The sequence below is a fragment of the Tractidigestivibacter scatoligenes genome, assembly GCF_001494635.1.
Classification (GTDB): domain Bacteria; phylum Actinomycetota; class Coriobacteriia; order Coriobacteriales; family Atopobiaceae; genus Tractidigestivibacter; species Tractidigestivibacter scatoligenes.
The window spans coordinates 593,708-610,130 of record NZ_LOJF01000001.1 but is presented as its reverse complement, the minus strand read 5'-3'; the positions used below and the strand labels follow the sequence as shown (position 1 = coordinate 610,130).

The following is a 16,423-nucleotide window of genomic DNA, read 5'->3' as shown; positions in this document are numbered from 1 at the left end:
TGGGCAAGGGGAAATGGAAGGCGAGAAGGGAAGGACATGGGTACCATCTCACGCAGGCAATTCGTGAAGGGCGCTGCCGGCATTACGTCGACCGTGTTTGCGACAACGTGCGTAGGCGCACCAGTCGCGGAGTCCTATCGCGGAAGGATCAACACCGCTCTGGGCATCGACACCACAAGCGTGACGTCAAGCGGGTCGGGCGGTGACACCACCTACTACAAGAGCGACTACGGCACCGACATCTACGATGCCACAGCACTTCAGAAACTCGAGGATGACTGCGCCGCTGCCGCCATCGAGGAGGTTGAGGGCGGGGTCGTCCTGCTCAAGAACGAGAACGGAGCTCTGCCGCTCCAGAAGGGAGCAAGCGTCACCCTCTTTGGCCAGAACTCGTTCGAGAATCCCGATGTCGACACCGCGAGCATGGGCTTTGGGTACACGGGCCCAACGTATGGTCCCTTCTACAGCTACCACACGCCCAGCGACACCAGCACGGTGAAGTGGGTCACGTACCTCTCGGCCATGCAGGAGGCATTCGACGTCAACCCCACGGTCACCGAGGCCTACCAGACAAGCGGATACGGCAGGGTGAAGGACGCCGAGAATCCCGAGGTGGGCGAGGCACCGGTGTCACTTCTCACCGATGACCTTCGCGCGAGCTGGGCCTCACAGTACAACGACGCTGCAATCTACATGATCACCCGCCAGGGCTCCGAGGACTGTGACCTGGTGCTCGAGGACTCCGAGGGCATCAGTCAGCTTGCCCTGCATCAGAACGAGAAGGACCTTCTCGCGCTCCTTCAGGCCGAGAAGGCGGCAGGCACCATCAAGCGCATCATAGTACTGGTGAACTCCAGTTGGGCCGTTGAACTGGGTGATCTTGCCAACTACGACGTCGACGCAATCCTCTGGGTGGGAACCCCCGGCGTTGTCGGCTTCACCGGTGTCGCCAACGTGCTCGACGGCGAGGCAAGCCCCTCCGGTAAGCTCGTTGACACCTACGCTAAGAACTCGCTCTCGGCCCCCGCAATCACCTATGCTCAAGCCAAGAACACGCAGAAGTGGTCGAACCTCGACGAGGTCCTCGACACCTGCAACGATACGGACAGGTTTGTCCAGAGCTACCTCATCTACGCCGAGGGCATCTACGTGGGATACAAGTACTACGAAACCCGCTACGAGGACGCAATCCTTGGCCAGGGCAACGCCACGAGCACCGCGGGGTCATCGACGGGGTCTGCCTGGAATTACACGGACGAGATAGCCTACCCCTTTGGCTATGGCCTCTCGTACACAACCTTCCAACAGACTCTGGACAGCTGCTCGTTTGACTCGACATCCGACACGTACACCCTTTCGGTGACTGTTACAAACACCGGAAACGTTGCCGCTAGGTCGGTAGTCGAGGTCTATGCACAGACTCCCTACGGAGACTACGAAAAGCAAAACAAGGTCGAGAAGTCCGCTGTGGTGCTGGTTGGCTTTGCAAAGACCAGCGAGCTTGAGCCAGGTGCCTCCGAGACGGTGAGCGTCGAGGTTGAGCAGTACCTGCTGGCAAGCTATGACTACACAAAGGCAAAGGGCTACATCCTCTCTGCGGGCACCTATTACCTGGCAATTGGCGATGACGCACATGATGCGCTCAACAACATCCTCGCTGCCAAGGGTGCCAAAGGCATGGTTGCGGTAGATGGCTCAAGCACAAGTGGGGATGCATCGAATGTCTACTCTTGGAGCACCTCCGATGTTGACGCCAGCCGTTATGCCATGTCGCGCTACGTCGACAGCCAGCAGGTCACCAACTGCTTTGATGACGCGGACCTCAACAACCTTGGAACGGACACCATCACATACCTCTCGCGTAGCGACTGGGACGCCACCTTCCCCACCGAGCCCGTTGCCGTTCGCGCCACGCCGGACATGATGGAGGTGCTCGACGGCAACTTCTACGAGACGCCTGACGACGCTCCCAGCGTGTCTGACTTCACCCAGGGTGAGGACTCCGGAATCACCTTCGTGGCAATGCGCGATGTTGACTACAACGACGAGGAGACCTGGAACGTCTTCCTCAACCAGCTGACCGTAGAGGAGATGGCCTCCATCCTCCCCGACCAGAACGGCTCGGTTGCCATCGACTCCATCACGATGCCCGCCTCCTACCGTGGAGACGACATGGACCAGCTTCAGCAGGTGGTCTTTAAGCTTAACGGTGAGTCTGGCTTCAACTGGCCTTGCGCAATCGTCGAGGCATCGACGTGGGACATCGACCACATTACCAAGCGCTCCAACCTTACTGGCAACGAGAGCATCTTCATGGGTCTCACTGAGATTTGGTCTGGTGGCCCAAACATTCACAGAACGCCGTTCAACGGTCGCGCGTCCGCGTACTACTCCGAGGACGGCAACCTTGACTACCTGATTGGCGAGGTTGTCTCGCGCGAGTGCCAGAAGTACGGCGTCATTCTGGGCTACAAGCACATGGTCCTCAACGACCAGGAAGCAAACCGCGAGAGCGCGGCAACCTTTGCAAATGAGCAGGCCATCCGCGAGGAGTATCTGCGTGCGTTTGAGGGTGCCTACGCAAAGGGCGGATGCATGGGATGCATGACCGCATTCAACCGCATTGGTGTCACTTACGCCGGCAGCTGCTCGGCAACCATGCAGGACGTGATGCGCGGCGAGTGGGGGTTCAAGGGCGTCATCTGCTCCGATGCATGCGTTGGCTCCGACTACAAGACACACTATGCAACAAACCTGGCAAACGGTCTCGACTACTGGTGCTGGGACATGGCGGGCTTTGGACCTGGCTCTGACTCCTCCACTGCCAAGCTCAGCAACACAGTGATTGCCGAAGACATCGAGAACGGTGACGGCTATCTCCTCAAGGCGCTTCGCGATGCGACCAAGCACACGGTCTACGCCCAGGTGCGCACCAGCAACATCAATGGCCTGGACGACAGCTCGCAGATCGTCCACGCAAACGCATGGTGGGAGAACGCCATCACGGGCACCCAGATTGTGAGCGGCGTGCTAACCGCAGGCCTTCTCGGCGTGTATGTCTACGACACGGTAAAGGCCCACAAGGCACAAGACGGCGAGGACAAGAAGGGAGCTGAGGCCTAATGGCTCAGGTCAAGGGAATCAAGATTCAAACGGCAGGCGCTTGGCTCAGCCTTGTCTGTGGTGCACTGTCGCTTGTCACCGGAATCTACTACGCCGTCGCTGCCGGAGCGGCAAACAACTTCACTGCAACCGTCCTTGCATGCTTCCTGCTTGGCGCCGTCTGCGCACTTGCCTACTCACTGGTGCCAAGCGATTGGGCGGACATTCTCAACCTTGTTGCCGTGGTATTTATCGTTGTTGCCATCCTCGAGTTCATTGTCTCGAGCATTGCGACCCTGGCCGACGTGCTCTCCGGCATCACCATGTTTGGGTCATCCGGCGGCATCCAATACATTGCAATCACGCTGGTCCTGGGCCTTATCGCCCTGGTTGTCGAGCTTGTCTCCTGCTTCATGAAGCGTACGAAGTAAGGCCAGACCACCCGGAGCTTTAATACAGCCCTCCCTCTTCTCAAAGGACCCCTCCCGGCTTTCAATGGGAGGGGTCCTTGTTGAGAGAAGTTACTTCCTGTAGAACTCGCGCAGGTCGGCAGCCATGGCGTGGAGCGTGGGCTCGTCCGTGTATGCCATGTGGCCGCAGCCATAGCGATGCCACGTGATTTGGCGCTTGAGCGCGTCAGGCAGGTAGAGCTGGGACATCGTGTGACGCACGTTCCACCAGGGGGTTGCCGTGTCATAGCGGCCGCCCAGAATGCAGAGCTTGGTCGTGGGGCTGCGCCTCAACGCTACGGCAATGTCATACGCAAGGTTGGGCGCCGCAACGGTGGTCTCGTCAAAGCCCGGCTCGTCGTGGACCCAGTTCCAGCCAATGCCAATCTCCCCCCACACAGAGAGGCGATACTCGGCAGGCCCCTCATAGCCAAGGTCGCTGCGCAGGAAGTCGCGGAACGCCGCATACCAGCAGCTCTCGAGCGCATGGTTGGCCGGGTCCTCACAGGCAAAGTAGAACGAGGCACGTTGGCCAGGGAGCAGCGAGGTCTCGGTAAAACGCTGGTCAAGGCGTCCGCACACAAGGCCTCGACTGGCGAGAAGGTCTTTCCTAAAGTCCTCAAGCTCAACTCGGTTGTTGCGGGCAAGCAGATAGTCCTTGGGAAGCCCGACGAACGCAGACAGGTGCTCTGCAAGGGCATCCTTCTCGGCAGGGTCAATCTCATCGCCCTGGAAGATGCCGCGGGCGTACTCCCCTCCCGCAAACGCAGAGGCCTTGTCGAACCACTCGTCCTCGTCGACGCCCTGGCCAACAAGGCCAAAGTACTGTGCCGTAGAGGCAAAGGTGGGAACCATGCCCACGTAGTAGAGGTCGTTGCCGGGCAGGTTCTGCGTCCAATCGTAGTAGGCAGAGAGCATCACGACACCCGCCAGGGGCACATGCGCCTCGCCAAGATAGCGCATAAGGACGGCGCTGCGCATGGTTCCGTAGGACTCGCCAAAGATGTAGAGAGGGGAACCCCAACGGTCGTTCTCGTCAAGCCACTGGCAGATGGCACGGCAGAAAGTGCGTGCATCCTCCTCCAAGCCGTAGACGCGCTTGGTGTCGTAGCCCTCGGCCACAAAAGACCAGCCTGTGCCCAAAGCGTCCGGGAAGACGAGGTCGGACTCGCGAAGCAGCGTGCCGGGGTTATCCACAACCTCATACCCCGCACCCACAAAGTCCATCCCGTGGGTCACCACGCGACGCGGCCCCAGACCGCCAAAGTTAATGGGCACCGAGGCGGAGCCAGGACCGCCGTTATAGCAGAAAGTCACCGGACGCGTATGCGAATCTACCTCGCTGCCATCGATTGCCTTGGCAACATAGGAGACGTTGAACATCCGCCCCTCAAGGACCTTCTCGCGGTCGATGATGTCCAGGTGGCCAGCTGTGGCCACGTAGTCAATCGTCTCGTCACCAACATGCCATGTGAGCTGCGCGCTCTTTGCCTCGGGAACCTCGTTGGCAGAAGCCTCGCAATTGCACTCACACCCGCACCCGCACTCGCACTCTCCCACGTTAGACCTCCCTACTCGATACCAAGCATGTCGCAGAGGGTGAGCATGTAGATCTCGGCGGCATGCACCACGTCCTCCACGTCCACGTCCTCGTTGTAGCCATGGATGCCCGCGTTGTTGGCCGGCCCAAACTGGATGGTGGGGCAGCCGAGCGCGCGATAGTGCGCGGCGTCGCTCGACGCCCACTGGTAGGCGGGCAGGCACTCCTCGCCCCACACGCTCTCGATGTTGTCCTTGAGACTCGTCACCAGAAGGCAGGTGTCATCGGTGTAGTTGCCCTCGGCAATCCACTCGTAGCTTGCCTCGACACCCTTGACGCCACTCTCCTCGATGATGCGGTCGACGGCCGCCACCACGTCCTCGTGTTTGCAGCCGTAGGGCAGGCGCACGTCCACCTTGCAGCTGGCAAGGTCGGGCACCTGGTTGATCTTGCCGCCGCCCTCGATGATGCCCACGTTGGCCGAGCAGTGGTCAATAACGTTGCCCACCAGGGGGTTGTCGATGGTGCGCTCGGCAATGGTGCGGGAGTTGGCAACAGCTTGGGCTTGGCTGGGAAGGTAGTGGCCAGGCACAGAAGTGAGCTCGTCTATATGGAGAATAACGCGCGCCAGCTTGGTGATAGCGTTGTCGCCCTTGTAGTTGCCGGTCGAGCCGTGACCAGGCGTGCCGTGCGCCGTAAGCGTAAGGTGCAGGATGCCCTTCTGCCCAATCTCGATGGTGTCGTGCCCGGTTGGCTCGCCCACCATCACGGCATCCGCGCCATCCGCATAGCCGTGGTCGCAGAACCACTTGGTGCCGGTCCCCGCAATCTCCTCGTCCGTGGCCACGTGCAGACGAATGTCGCCCTTGAGGTTGGCACCGGACTCATTGAGCAGCGCCATCGAGAAGAGCAGCACCGCAAGGCCACACTTCATGTCAGAGGCACCGCGACCATGAATCTTGCCGTCAAAGACCTCGGCCCCAAAGGGATCAAAGTCCCAGCCAGAGAGGTTGCCCACGGGAACCACGTCCACGTGACCGTTGAGAACAACGTGGAAGCCCTCGTCGGAGCCAATGCGCGCGTAGATCACCGGGTAATCCTCGCCCGCATAGGCAACCAGGCGCTGCGAATCGATGCCGTGGCTAGCAAGGTATCTCCTCACAAAGTCAACGGCAGGCTCCTGCGGGTCCAGCGGGCTCTGGTTCTTGATGCGGATAAGATCCTGGCAGAGAGAGACAAGCTCCTCCTTGTGATCGAGGACCTTCTTGTGGAGCTCTTCCTTCGTGACCTGTGGCATATGTGGCAAACACTCCCCGAACTTTCAGACGGACACTTCATTTTCGCGCGGCTACTCCGCAACGACGTCGTGGTACTTAAAGCACGCCACGCGGTGGCCGGGCTCGACCTCCTCGAGCGAGGGACGCTCGTGACGGCAGCGCTCCATGCAGAAGGGGCACCTCCCGGCAAGCGGGCAGCCCACCTGCTCACCCACAGGGCTTGGAATCTCTCCCTGGAGCTTGATCTCTTGCTTCTTGTCGAAGGGACTCTCGGGCGGAATGGCCGAGAGGAGCGCCTTGGTGTAGGGGTGCAGAGGATGCGCATAGATCTTGTCGGCAGGGCACAGCTCCATGACGCGGCCCAGGTACATGATGGCAACGCGGTCGGAGATGTGCTTGATGACCGAGAGGTCGTGGCTGATGAAGAGATACGTGAGGCCACGCTCCTGCTGCAGGTGACGGAAGAGATTGAGCACCTGTGCCTGGATGGAGACGTCAAGCGCCGAGACGGGCTCGTCGCAGACGATGACCTTGGGGTCGAGCACCAGGGCGCGGGCCACGTTGATGCGCTGGCGCTGCCCGCCAGAGAACTCGTGTGGGTAGCGCTGGAGGTGTTGCACGTCCAGGCCCACCTCGCGCATTACCTCCAGCACGCGCTGCTCGCGCTTGGAGGCGTCCGACTCGGTGCGATAGATGAGCATGGGCTCCTCAATCGTCTTGGCCGCGGTGTAGCGCGGGTCAAGCGACGAGTAGGAGTCCTGGAAGATCATCTGGATGTCCTTGCGGACGGCCTTGAGCGGCTGCCCGGAAAGCTTGGTGATGTCCTGCCCGCCGTAGACGATCTGCCCCGAGGTGGCCTGGTGCAGCTGCACCACGCAGCGGCCCAGCGTGGACTTGCCGCAGCCGGACTCGCCAATGATGCCCAGCGTCTCGCCGGGATAGACGTCCAAGCTCACGTCGGAAAGGGCGTGGAGCACCTGCGGCTTGGAGAAGAGCTTGCCCCCGCGCAGGCGGAAGTCCTTGGAGAGGTGCTTGATGGAGAGAATTGGCTCTCCGCTCGCAACCTGGGGTCTCTCGGCAACAGCGGCTGCCTGCGTCTCACTCATGGTGGTTCACCTCGCCTCTCACGAGCCTGTGCTCGCCGTCCTGCCTCAGGCACGCCACAAAGTGCCCCGGCTCAACCTCCTTGAGTTCTGGCACGCGCCTGTGGCACTCCTCCGTCGCATAGGGGCAGCGGTTGCAGAAGTTGCAGCACGTACCGGTGAGCCTGAGGTCGGGAGGCACGCCCGGTATGGTCTTCAGGTCGGTCTTTGCGGTATCGGAGAGCCGTGGCATGGAGTCGAGAAGGCCCCAGGTATAGGGATGGAGCGGGTTTGAGTAAAGCTCCCTCATGGAGGTGTACTCGCAGGTGCGCCCTGCATACATCACCATAACGTCATCCGCCATCTCCCACACAATGCCTAGGTTGTGGGTGATGAGGAGAATAGCAGTGCCCAGCTCGTCCTGAAGACCTCGCAAGAGTGAGAGGACCTGAGACTGCACCGTCACGTCAAGGGCAGTCGTTGGCTCGTCGGCAATGATGAACTTAGGGTGGCAGCTCACCGCCATGGCGATGATCACGCGCTGGCACATGCCGCCCGAGAGCTCGTAGGGGTAGGCGTCCATGCGGGCCTCTGGGTCGGGGATGCCAACGAGGCGCAGCATCTCGACGGCGCGGTCGTAGGCCTCCTTCTTTCCCAGGTCGCTGTGCGCGCGGATAAGCTCGACCATCTGAGTCCCCACCTTGAAGACCGGGTCGAGGCCGCTCATGGGGTCCTGGAAGATCATCGAGATGTCGCTGCCTCGAAGCTTGAGCAGCTCGCGTTCCGGCACGTGGACCATGTCGATGCCATCGAACTCGATGGAGCCGTCCTCGATCTTGCCCGTCTTGGCAAGCAGGCGAATGACGGAGGAGGCGGTCACGCTCTTGCCAGATCCGGACTCGCCCACGATGGCAAGGGTCTTGCCGCGGTCAAGGGAGAAGCTCACACCATCGACCGCCTTGGCGATGCCGGCTGCCGTGTGGAAGTACGTCTTGAGGTCGCGTACCTCGAGGATCCTCTCGCCCGACTTTGTTCCGGCGTCGTCGAGAAGCCCCGTGTTCTGCTCGGTCATGGTCATCACCTACCGCTTCTGCTTGGGGTCGAAGACGTCGCGGATGCCGTCGCCAAAGAGGTTGAAGCCAAGCACCGTGAGCAGGATGAAGACACCCGAGATGGTGGCGATGTGCGGCGCGGTCTGGAGCGTGCTCTTGCCCTCCGAGAGAATCGCGCCCCAAGACGCGGTGGGCGGCTGCACGCCAAGGCCGAGGAACGAGAGGGCCGCCTCGGAGATGATCGCGCTTGCGATGTTGAGCGTGAAGTACACGATGACCGGCGACATGGCGTTGGCAAAGATGTGCTTGAAGAGGATGCGCGCGGGAGAGGCGCCTATGACCCTCTCGGCATTGCAGTACTCCTCGTTCTTCACCACGTGCACCTGGCCGCGCACAACACGAGCAAAGTTGGGGACGTTTGCCACGCCAATGGCGATGATCACGTTCTGCGTCCCCTGTCCGAGGATAGTCATGAGGATGAGGGCGAGGAGAATGAACGGGAAGGCCATCATGCCGTCCATGACGCGCATGATGATGGAGTCAATCGCACCGCCAAAGAAGCCGGCGACAAGGCCCAGAAGCACGCCGATGATGGCACCCACGATGGTGCCGCCGATGGCGATGAAGATCGAGATCCTCGCACCATAGATGATGCGCGAGAGCAGGTCGCGACCATAGGAGTCGGTGCCAAAGAGGTGGCCCGCCTGCCCCGGCGCCGCGAACATGTTGGACATGTCCGTCGCATTGGGGTCATAGGGTGAGATGATCGGGGCGAACACGGCAAGAAAGACCATGAACGCAACGATGATGAGCCCCACGACAGCCATCTTGTTGCGCGTGAGCTTGTGCCAGACGTTGTTCGCTCGCCGCTCGCGCTTGAGCATCTCGAGGTTGGCGGCGTCGCTCAGGGCCTCCGGCGCAGTCGCGTTTGTCTGCTCTGCCATTAGCGGGCACCTCCCTCGTAGCTCACCTTGGGGTTAATGATCATGTACACGATGTCCACGACCAGGTTCACAAAGACGAAGACCACCGCCGAGAAGAGAACCACGCCCTGGATGAGGGCATAGTCGCGACCGTTGACCGCGTTCACGATGAGGGTTCCCAGACCAGGCCAGGAGAAGATCGTCTCGGTGAGGATGGCTCCGGCAAAGGCGCCGGCGAGCTGGATGCCCAGCACGGTGACGATGGGCGGGAGGGCGTTCTTGAAGGCGTGCTTCCAGATGACCACGGACTCCTTGATGCCACGAGAGCGAAGCGCCTTCACGTAGTCCGCGTTGATGGACTCGAGCATGCTGGAGCGCGTGATGCGGGCAAAGGTTGCGGCGGGAATCGTTGCCAGGCAGAGGCACGGCAGGATCATGTGGCTCACCACGTCCCAGGCGCCCTTGGCAGCATTGCCCATGCCCATTACGGGAAGCCACCCCAGGTTCACGCTGAAGGTGAGGACGAGCATCAGACCAAGCCAGAAGATGGGCATCGACACGCCGACAAGCGCCAGCACCATGAAGATGTAGTCGAAGGCGGTGTTCTGCTTGACCGCAGACTCGACGCCAATGGGAATGCCCACCAGGATAGCGAGCACGAGTCCGGTGATGGTGATCATCAGCGTGGACGGGAGGCGGCTCAGGATAATGGGCATCACCGCGCCGTTATAGGAGTAGGAATAGCCAAAGTCCCCCTGCAGGACGCCGAGGACGTAGCTCGCATACTGCTGCAGCATGGGCTCGTTGAGGCCCATCTTCTCTCGCATGGTCTCGATGGCATCTGGCGAGGCCTGGGGACCGAGCATGGTTACTGCCGGATCGCCCGGAATCATGCGCGTGAGGACGAACGTGAACGTTACGACAACGAGCAGGACGGGGATGGTCTGAAGCGCCCGCCTGATGATTGTCTTGGCCATCCTGCTACCACCCCCTGGGTGTTCTCGTCCGAATGCGACGCAGGATGGCCCCATTCGGTGCCGAGGGGGCGCAGGTCTCGCCCGTGCCCCCTCGACTGGCTAGAAACGATGGTGCTGCTACGCGGTCTTCGAGACGTTGACCTCGTCGTTCACGATGACGATCTTGCCGTCGGCGCGCTGCTCGTAGCCCTGGACCTTGGTGGTGAGGCCGGTGTTCACGAACTCGGAGGCGTAAACCAGCATCGGGTCGTAGGAGACAATCGCCTTGAGCGCCTGCTTGTAGTAGTCGGCACGCTGGTCCTGGTCGGTGACGGCAAGGGCCTTGTCGAGAAGGTCGTCAACGTCCTGGTGGCTAAAACCAGCGCCGTTGCCGAGCGCGCCCACCTCGGAACTGCTGAACAGCTTGTTGAGGAAGAAGAACGGGTCGGGGTACCAGGTCCAGCTCATGCCGTACATGTCGGCAGTGCCAGAGGCGGCCGTGGCGCTGAACGTGCCCCAGTCGGACGGGTTGATCGTGAGGTCAATGTTTAGGGTCTCCTTGAGCGTCTGCTGGAGGATGGTTCCCATCTTGATGCGGGCCTCGGTGTTGGAAATGTAAAGGTTGAGCGAGAGACCGTCAGCGTATCCCGCCTCTGCCATCAGCGCCTTCGCGGCGTCGGGGTCGTATGCGGGAACGTCGCTCTCGACGGAGGCATCGTAGCCCCAGCTTCCCTTGGGAAGCGGCAGCGAGGCGGTCTCGGCCTCGCCGTACGGATAGACGCCCTTCACCAGGTCATCGCGGTTGATCGCCATGAGGATGGCCTTGCGCACGCGCTGGTCGGCGGTGGGGCCGTTCACCTGGTTGAAGTAGACGTAGGCGATATGCAGGGCAGGCGTCTGCTGCATGACCAGGTCGGAGTTGTTCTTGATGGTCTGGATGGACTCGCCGGTGAGCGAGGTGGCCATGTCAAGCTCGCCGGTGGTGAGACCATTTGCAGCCTGGGTCATGTCGGTGACGACCTTGATGGTCACGCCGTCGAGGTTGGGCGTGGGACCCCAGTAGGTGTCGTTCTTTGAGAGGTCGGACTCCTGGTCCTTGAGGAACTGCTCGAGCTTGAAGGGACCGGAGCCAACGAGGTGGTCGCCGAAGGAGTCGCCCCAGCCCTCGACCTCCTCCTTGGGGACAATGACGTTGCCGGCGTCGGTGAGCGCGGTGAGGAACGAGGCGGCGGGGGCGTTGAGGACGCAGTTGACGGTCGTGTCGCTCACAACGTCAACGTGGTCGAGCATCGCCAGGCGGTTCATCGAGGACTGCTTGGCGGAGCGCTCGAGGGAGTACTTGATGTCCTCCGCGGTGACGGCACGGCCGTCCTGGTACTGGCCCTTCTGGAACTTGGCGTCGCTGCGCAGGTTGAAGGTGTAGGTAAGGCCGTCGTCGCTGATGGTCCAGTCGGTCGCGAGCACTGGCACGATCTGGGACAGGTCCATGTTGTAGTCGACGAGCGTGTCGCACACGCAGTTGATGATCTGGGACTCGTAGGTGCCCGTATAGAGGATGGGGTCAAGGTACTTGGGCGAGGAAGGCAGAGAGATCACGAGGGTGCCACCGGTGGTGGTTCCGTCGGCTCCCGCAGAGGCCGACGAAGTGTCGGAGCTGCCGCCGCATCCTGCAAGGCCCATCGCCGCAGCGCCTAGGCCGAGCATTCCCGCCGTACGCAGGAAGCCACGCCTCGAGAGGCACGCCATGGACTCCTGCACGTTCAACCTGGTCTTGTTCTGAGCGCTCATCGCCAGCTCCTCCCTCACGCCGGGCGCAAGCGTCCCGGCAACCAACGCGGCATGCGCGTTGACCCACCTCCTGCGGGTCATTGGATGCAGCATGCCATGCTGGTGGCCGTGGGGTTGTTTCAGGGAGGGTGTATTTCACTCGAATGAAACAAGTTACATCGTGCTGTAACAATTAAAGGCGCTTCTCGGGCTATGGTAGACGCTAAACAGGCCGGATTCTGGCACTGTTTGCGAATTGCCCGCCACGTGGATTGAAATGTATTTCGTTGAAAGGATTTCCAATGCTGCTTCGCCAGATGCTCGACATCTATGACCTCATCGATAAGCCCTCCGCCTCTGGCAACGAGGTCGCGGACTTCCTCCGCGGCCGCGGTGCAAGCGACGTAACCGTCGAGCGCGTCTCCGGCGAGCGCGGCGGCACCGACTGCATGAAGGTCCTCATTCCTGGCTCCAACGGCAAGTCCTCTGGCGGGGACGCACCCACCCTCGGTATTGTCGGTCGCCTTGGCGGACTGGGCGCTCGTCCCGAGCTCATCGGCGCCGTATCCGACGGCGACGGTGCGCTTGCGGCACTCACTGCCGCGCTCAAGCTCGTTGAAATGCACAAGCGCGGTGACGTCCTTACCGGCGACGTCATTGTGGCCACCCACGTGTGCCCCGACGCGCCCACGCTCCCTCATGAGCCCGTGCCCTTCATGGACTCCCCCATTGACATGGAGACCATGAACCGCATGGAGGTTGACCCCCGCATGGACGCCGTGGTCTCCATCGACACCACCAAGGGCAACCGCATCATCAACGTGAACGGCATTGCTATCTCCCCCACCGTGATGCAGGGCTACATCCTCTCGGTCTCCAATGACCTCATGGACATTATGACGCGCGTGACTGGCAAGATGCCGCAGGTCTTTGCCCTCTCGCAGCAGGACATCACCCCGTACGGCAACGACCTCTACCACCTCAACAGCATCCTGCAGCCCGCAACGGCGACAAGCGCTCCCGTCGTGGGAGTAGCAATTGCCACCGAGCAGATGGTTGCAGGCTGCGCCACCGGTGCCACACACGGCACCGACGTCGAGGAGGCAGCGCGCTTTGCCGTTGAGGTGGCAAAGGTCTACGGGCAGGGTGCCTGCTCCTTCTACGATGCGGAGCAGTTTGACCACCTGGTCGAGCTCTACGGCACCATGGAGCGCTTCCAGACGCCGGGCAAGGCGCGCTAGGGATGGCACGCACCAGGATTGCCGGCATCACCGTGGGGCAGGCGCCCCGCACGGACATGACGGCCGACCTTGAGTCGCGTCTCGCGCCAACACTCGAGCTCGTGCAGTATGGGGCGCTCGATGACCTCACTGCAAGCGAGGTCGAGCGCGACCTTGCGCCCGAGCCCGGCGATGAGGTCTTGGTCTCGCGCATGCGTGACGGCTCGCAGGTTACTTTCTCTGGCACCAAGGTGCTCCCCCTGGTGCAGGCGAGAATCGACCAAGCCGAGCGTGAAGGCGCCCGAGCCATCATCGTACTGTGCACGGGGTCTTTTCCCGAGATGCGCCACGAGGTTCCTCTCGTCTATCCCCAGCCGCTCTTTCACGCCGTCGCTCGCACCCTTGCGAGCGGCCGGCGTGTGGCCGTGATGGTGCCCGAGCCATCCCAGGTAGAGCAGGCCAAGACGTGGTGGGGCGATCACGGCGTGGAGGTCGACGTAGTATCGGCTAGCCCGTACGCGGGTATCGACGGCGTGCGCAAGACGGCAGCCACGCTGCGCGGGTCGAGCGATGCCTTTCTCTGCCTTGACTGCATGGGATTCACCACGCAGATGCGCGACGCCGCGCGCGAGGCGTCCGGCCTCGACGTGCTTCTTCCGCGCACCCTTGTTGCCTCGGTTGTCTCCGAGCTTCTCGGCTAGCGCTCTTCTTTTTCCGGACGGGGGTTCGCTCCCCCGTCCGGCGCGCTTGTGTCGTCGTTGGCGCCCTCGGCCTTGCTCTGCAGGTAGGCAACCTCGTCGAGAAGAATCTCCAGGTACATGTAGATGGTGAGCTGGGCGTCTGCAAGGTCTGACCGCCTGCCGTTCATGATGCTTGGCAGCACGATTGCATTAGACGCGTGCGAGATGAACTGGCTTCTCGCGTTCACCGTGACAAAGAAGACCTCTCCGCCGTTCTCGCGTATGGCATCCATGAGCAGGGCATAGGCATCGTAGTCGCGCCCCTTCTGCGAAATGACCACGCAGACGTCACCCTTGCCCAGAATGCTTGCCACGTCATCCATCACCGTCGTGTCGTTTGTCACGCTGTTGAATATGCCCGCGTGCATGAGCCCCGCAGAGAGCTGCAGCGCTCTCTCGTACATGCGGTCCACGCCCCACACGGCAACGCGTGGCGCGGCGCAGAGCGAGGCTGCAACGTGGTTGAGCAGTGACGCGTCAACTGCCTCGGCGACCTTGCGCAGCTGGACGGCATTGATGTTCACAAAGCGCGAGAGAAGTCCGCCCTCGTTCGCGCCGCCTTCCTCCTGCGTGCCGTTGGAGAGAAGCTGGCGGTCCATCTCAAAGCGGAACTCAGAGAAGCCGCTATACCCCATGCGCTGACACATGCGCACGATGGCCGCAGCCGAAAGACCCGAGAGCTCCGAGACCTTCGAGACGGTGTTGCCAACCACATCCATAGGGTGACCGGCAATGTAGCGGGCGACGGCAAGCTCGGACTCGGTAAAGTTTCCCTCCTGAGACTTCATGCGCTCTATCAGGTCCACCTAGTGATCCGCCCTCCGCTATCGAAACGTATATCACCGTTGCGTGCCAGATGCGTTGGCACACGGAACTTCGAGTATGGTGCCACAGAAGAGTTTCGCGTGCCATTGTCCACTTGGCCCACGCCCTACTCCGCAGAACTCGCCTCGCGACGCAGGATCTCGTCCGCAAGAATCGAGTCGCCGTGCTTTGCCAGGGCGATGAAGACGCACATGGCCGCCCCCATCACGGTGATGTAGAGGAAGAGCTGGGACTCGGCCACGTCCATGACCAGGCCGGACAAGATGGGCGTCACGACCTGCGCCGCCATGCTCACCGTGTAGTAATAGCCCGAGTAGCGGCCAACGCTCCTGGAGCTGCAGCCCTCAAGGATCATGGGATACACGCACAGGTCGACAGCGCCAAGGGAAGCGCCCATGAGCAGGAAGAGCACATAGTAGAGGGGCGTGAACGACGGGAAGAGCCACATGATGGCCGGGCAGATAGTCATCACCAAGCCGGCAACGAGGGCAACGCGCTTCCTGCCCACCTTAAGGGAGAGGTTGGCCACCGGAACGTACGAGAGAAGCCCTCCCGCTATGGTAACAATGTTGATGATTGCGTAGGAGCCGCCAAGCATCGAGAAGAAGTCAGACGCGTAACGCGAGATGTTAGTGGTCATGGCGTTGTAGGACATGTAGTAGAAGAAGACCGCGCCAAGGAGCAGGGCAATCGAGCGCACGAGTTCTGGGTCGGTCACGCGCTCCTTGCCTTGCCCGGCGTCGTCATCCACATCGATCGAGTCTTCCTTGATGCCCATGGCAAGGCTCTCCTCGTGCATCTTAGCCACTGCTTTGGGCTCGTTGAGAAGCACGCGGTACACCACGGCCGCCACGGCGATCACAATACCCTGCAGCAGGAAAACCGGCACGTAGTCCGGGTTCGCCACCGAGGGGACAAGGACCGAGATGGCCACCAACATGACGCCAGTACCCGCATAACCCACGATCTTGTCGACCGAGTCGCCCTTGGTACGCAGCGGACGCGGCGTGATGTCGGCGACAATCGCCAGGGTCGCCGTGCGATACGAGCAGATGGCAACCAGGGTCACCAGGATCATCGCAATAAGCAATGGCAGGCTGCCCAGGTTGTTGGCCACAGCGATGAGCGGCACGGAGACGGCTGCAACGGCAGAGCCGGCCAGGATGAAGGGGGTCCTTCTCCCCAGGCGCGACCGGCAGCGGTCGGAGAGGATGCCAAACCAGGGCAGCAGGAAGAGGCCAAACACGTTGTCGAGCGCCATCACCACGCCGGTGAGCCAGTTGGAGAGACCAAAGGTCTGGGTGAGCATCTTGGGGACCAGACCGTCGAAGACCTGCCAGAACGAGATCATCCCCATGAAGGGAAGGGAGGCAACCGCGCAGCGCTTCCAGTCGAAGGGAATCTTCTGCTTGGGCTTGGCACCCCGTTCCTTCTCGGCCATCTTGGCGCCTCTCGTCTGGGCGCGCTAACGGGCGACGCGCCGGACAGTG

The 16,423-nt window shown here is 61.5% G+C and carries 13 protein-coding genes; 4 read left to right on the top strand and 9 right to left on the bottom strand.

Annotated elements, in window-relative coordinates; translation table 11 throughout:
• Nucleotides 1–36 precede the first annotated feature (36 nt).
• Nucleotides 37–3,123 carry a glycoside hydrolase family 3 protein gene (locus AUL39_RS02740; protein ID WP_059053370.1) on the top strand — a complete coding sequence of 1,029 codons (3,087 nt, stop codon included), beginning with the start codon at nucleotides 37–39 and terminating at the stop codon, nucleotides 3,121–3,123.
• Nucleotides 3,123–3,533: a hypothetical protein gene (locus AUL39_RS02735; RefSeq protein ID WP_059053368.1), complete on the top strand. Its 411-nt coding sequence runs from the start codon at nucleotides 3,123–3,125 to the stop codon at nucleotides 3,531–3,533. The genes AUL39_RS02740 and AUL39_RS02735 overlap by 1 nt, the downstream gene beginning before the upstream one ends.
• A gap of 90 nt (nucleotides 3,534–3,623) precedes the next feature.
• Here the strand turns inward: AUL39_RS02735 and AUL39_RS02730 are convergent, their stop codons facing one another.
• The 7 genes from AUL39_RS02730 to AUL39_RS02700 all read right to left on the bottom strand — a co-directional run bounded on the left by AUL39_RS02730 (nucleotide 3,624) and on the right by AUL39_RS02700 (nucleotide 12,250).
• Nucleotides 3,624–5,111 (bottom strand): S10 family peptidase, encoded by a 1,488-nt coding sequence (locus AUL39_RS02730; RefSeq protein ID WP_059053367.1) that lies wholly within the window; start codon nucleotides 5,109–5,111, stop codon nucleotides 3,624–3,626.
• Nucleotides 5,112–5,122: 11 nt separating this feature from the next.
• Nucleotides 5,123–6,388, bottom strand: coding sequence for a M20 family metallopeptidase (locus tag AUL39_RS02725; protein WP_059053365.1), 1,266 nt, complete (start codon nucleotides 6,386–6,388; stop codon nucleotides 5,123–5,125).
• 51 nt (nucleotides 6,389–6,439) lie between these two features.
• The gene (locus AUL39_RS02720; RefSeq protein ID WP_059053363.1) at nucleotides 6,440–7,474 is read right to left on the bottom strand and encodes an ABC transporter ATP-binding protein; all 1,035 of its coding nucleotides are present in this window, start codon (nucleotides 7,472–7,474) and stop codon (nucleotides 6,440–6,442) included.
• Complete coding sequence (locus tag AUL39_RS02715; RefSeq protein WP_059054062.1) at nucleotides 7,467–8,522, bottom strand: ABC transporter ATP-binding protein; 1,056 nt, start codon at nucleotides 8,520–8,522, stop codon at nucleotides 7,467–7,469. The genes AUL39_RS02720 and AUL39_RS02715 overlap by 8 nt, the downstream gene beginning before the upstream one ends.
• Nucleotides 8,523–8,531: 9 nt before the next feature.
• Nucleotides 8,532–9,446 carry an ABC transporter permease gene (locus AUL39_RS02710; protein ID WP_082667189.1) on the bottom strand — a complete coding sequence of 305 codons (915 nt, stop codon included), beginning with the start codon at nucleotides 9,444–9,446 and terminating at the stop codon, nucleotides 8,532–8,534.
• Nucleotides 9,446–10,402: an ABC transporter permease gene (locus AUL39_RS02705; protein ID WP_059053361.1), complete on the bottom strand. Its 957-nt coding sequence runs from the start codon at nucleotides 10,400–10,402 to the stop codon at nucleotides 9,446–9,448. Before AUL39_RS02705 ends, AUL39_RS02710 begins: the two co-directional genes overlap by 1 nt.
• 117 nt (nucleotides 10,403–10,519) lie before the next feature.
• Complete coding sequence (locus tag AUL39_RS02700) at nucleotides 10,520–12,250, bottom strand: ABC transporter substrate-binding protein (protein ID WP_201783900.1); 1,731 nt, start codon at nucleotides 12,248–12,250, stop codon at nucleotides 10,520–10,522.
• A gap of 200 nt (nucleotides 12,251–12,450) precedes the next feature.
• Here AUL39_RS02700 and AUL39_RS02695 point away from each other — a divergent pair, with 200 nt between their 5' ends.
• On the top strand, nucleotides 12,451–13,389 hold the full coding sequence (locus AUL39_RS02695; protein WP_059053359.1) for a DUF1177 domain-containing protein: 939 nt from the start codon (nucleotides 12,451–12,453) through the stop codon (nucleotides 13,387–13,389).
• Between the two features lie 2 nt (nucleotides 13,390–13,391).
• Nucleotides 13,392–14,069, top strand: coding sequence for an AroM family protein (locus tag AUL39_RS02690; protein WP_059053357.1), 678 nt, complete (start codon nucleotides 13,392–13,394; stop codon nucleotides 14,067–14,069).
• On the opposite strand, the gene AUL39_RS02685 is transcribed toward AUL39_RS02690, so the two are convergent.
• Nucleotides 14,066–14,914: a MurR/RpiR family transcriptional regulator gene (locus AUL39_RS02685; RefSeq protein ID WP_059053355.1), complete on the bottom strand. Its 849-nt coding sequence runs from the start codon at nucleotides 14,912–14,914 to the stop codon at nucleotides 14,066–14,068. The genes AUL39_RS02690 and AUL39_RS02685 overlap by 4 nt on opposite strands.
• Before the next feature lie 125 nt (nucleotides 14,915–15,039).
• The gene (locus AUL39_RS02680; protein ID WP_059053353.1) at nucleotides 15,040–16,374 is read right to left on the bottom strand and encodes an MFS transporter; all 1,335 of its coding nucleotides are present in this window, start codon (nucleotides 16,372–16,374) and stop codon (nucleotides 15,040–15,042) included.
• Nucleotides 16,375–16,423 lie beyond the last annotated feature (49 nt).

Coding starts and splice junctions, on each gene's coding strand:
- AUL39_RS02735 (WP_059053368.1), top strand. CDS start 3,123: ATGGCTCAGGTCAAGGGAATCAAGATTCAAACGGCAGGCGCTTGGCTC.
- AUL39_RS02690 (WP_059053357.1), top strand. CDS start 13,392: ATGGCACGCACCAGGATTGCCGGCATCACCGTGGGGCAGGCGCCCCGC.
- AUL39_RS02680 (WP_059053353.1), bottom strand. CDS start 16,374: ATGGCCGAGAAGGAACGGGGTGCCAAGCCCAAGCAGAAGATTCCCTTC.
- AUL39_RS02720 (WP_059053363.1), bottom strand. CDS start 7,474: ATGAGTGAGACGCAGGCAGCCGCTGTTGCCGAGAGACCCCAGGTTGCG.
- AUL39_RS02725 (WP_059053365.1), bottom strand. CDS start 6,388: ATGCCACAGGTCACGAAGGAAGAGCTCCACAAGAAGGTCCTCGATCAC.
- AUL39_RS02715 (WP_059054062.1), bottom strand. CDS start 8,522: ATGACCGAGCAGAACACGGGGCTTCTCGACGACGCCGGAACAAAGTCG.
- AUL39_RS02740 (WP_059053370.1), top strand. CDS start 37: ATGGGTACCATCTCACGCAGGCAATTCGTGAAGGGCGCTGCCGGCATT.
- AUL39_RS02705 (WP_059053361.1), bottom strand. CDS start 10,402: ATGGCCAAGACAATCATCAGGCGGGCGCTTCAGACCATCCCCGTCCTG.
- AUL39_RS02710 (WP_082667189.1), bottom strand. CDS start 9,446: ATGGCAGAGCAGACAAACGCGACTGCGCCGGAGGCCCTGAGCGACGCC.
- AUL39_RS02695 (WP_059053359.1), top strand. CDS start 12,451: ATGCTGCTTCGCCAGATGCTCGACATCTATGACCTCATCGATAAGCCC.
- AUL39_RS02700 (WP_201783900.1), bottom strand. CDS start 12,250: ATGACCCGCAGGAGGTGGGTCAACGCGCATGCCGCGTTGGTTGCCGGG.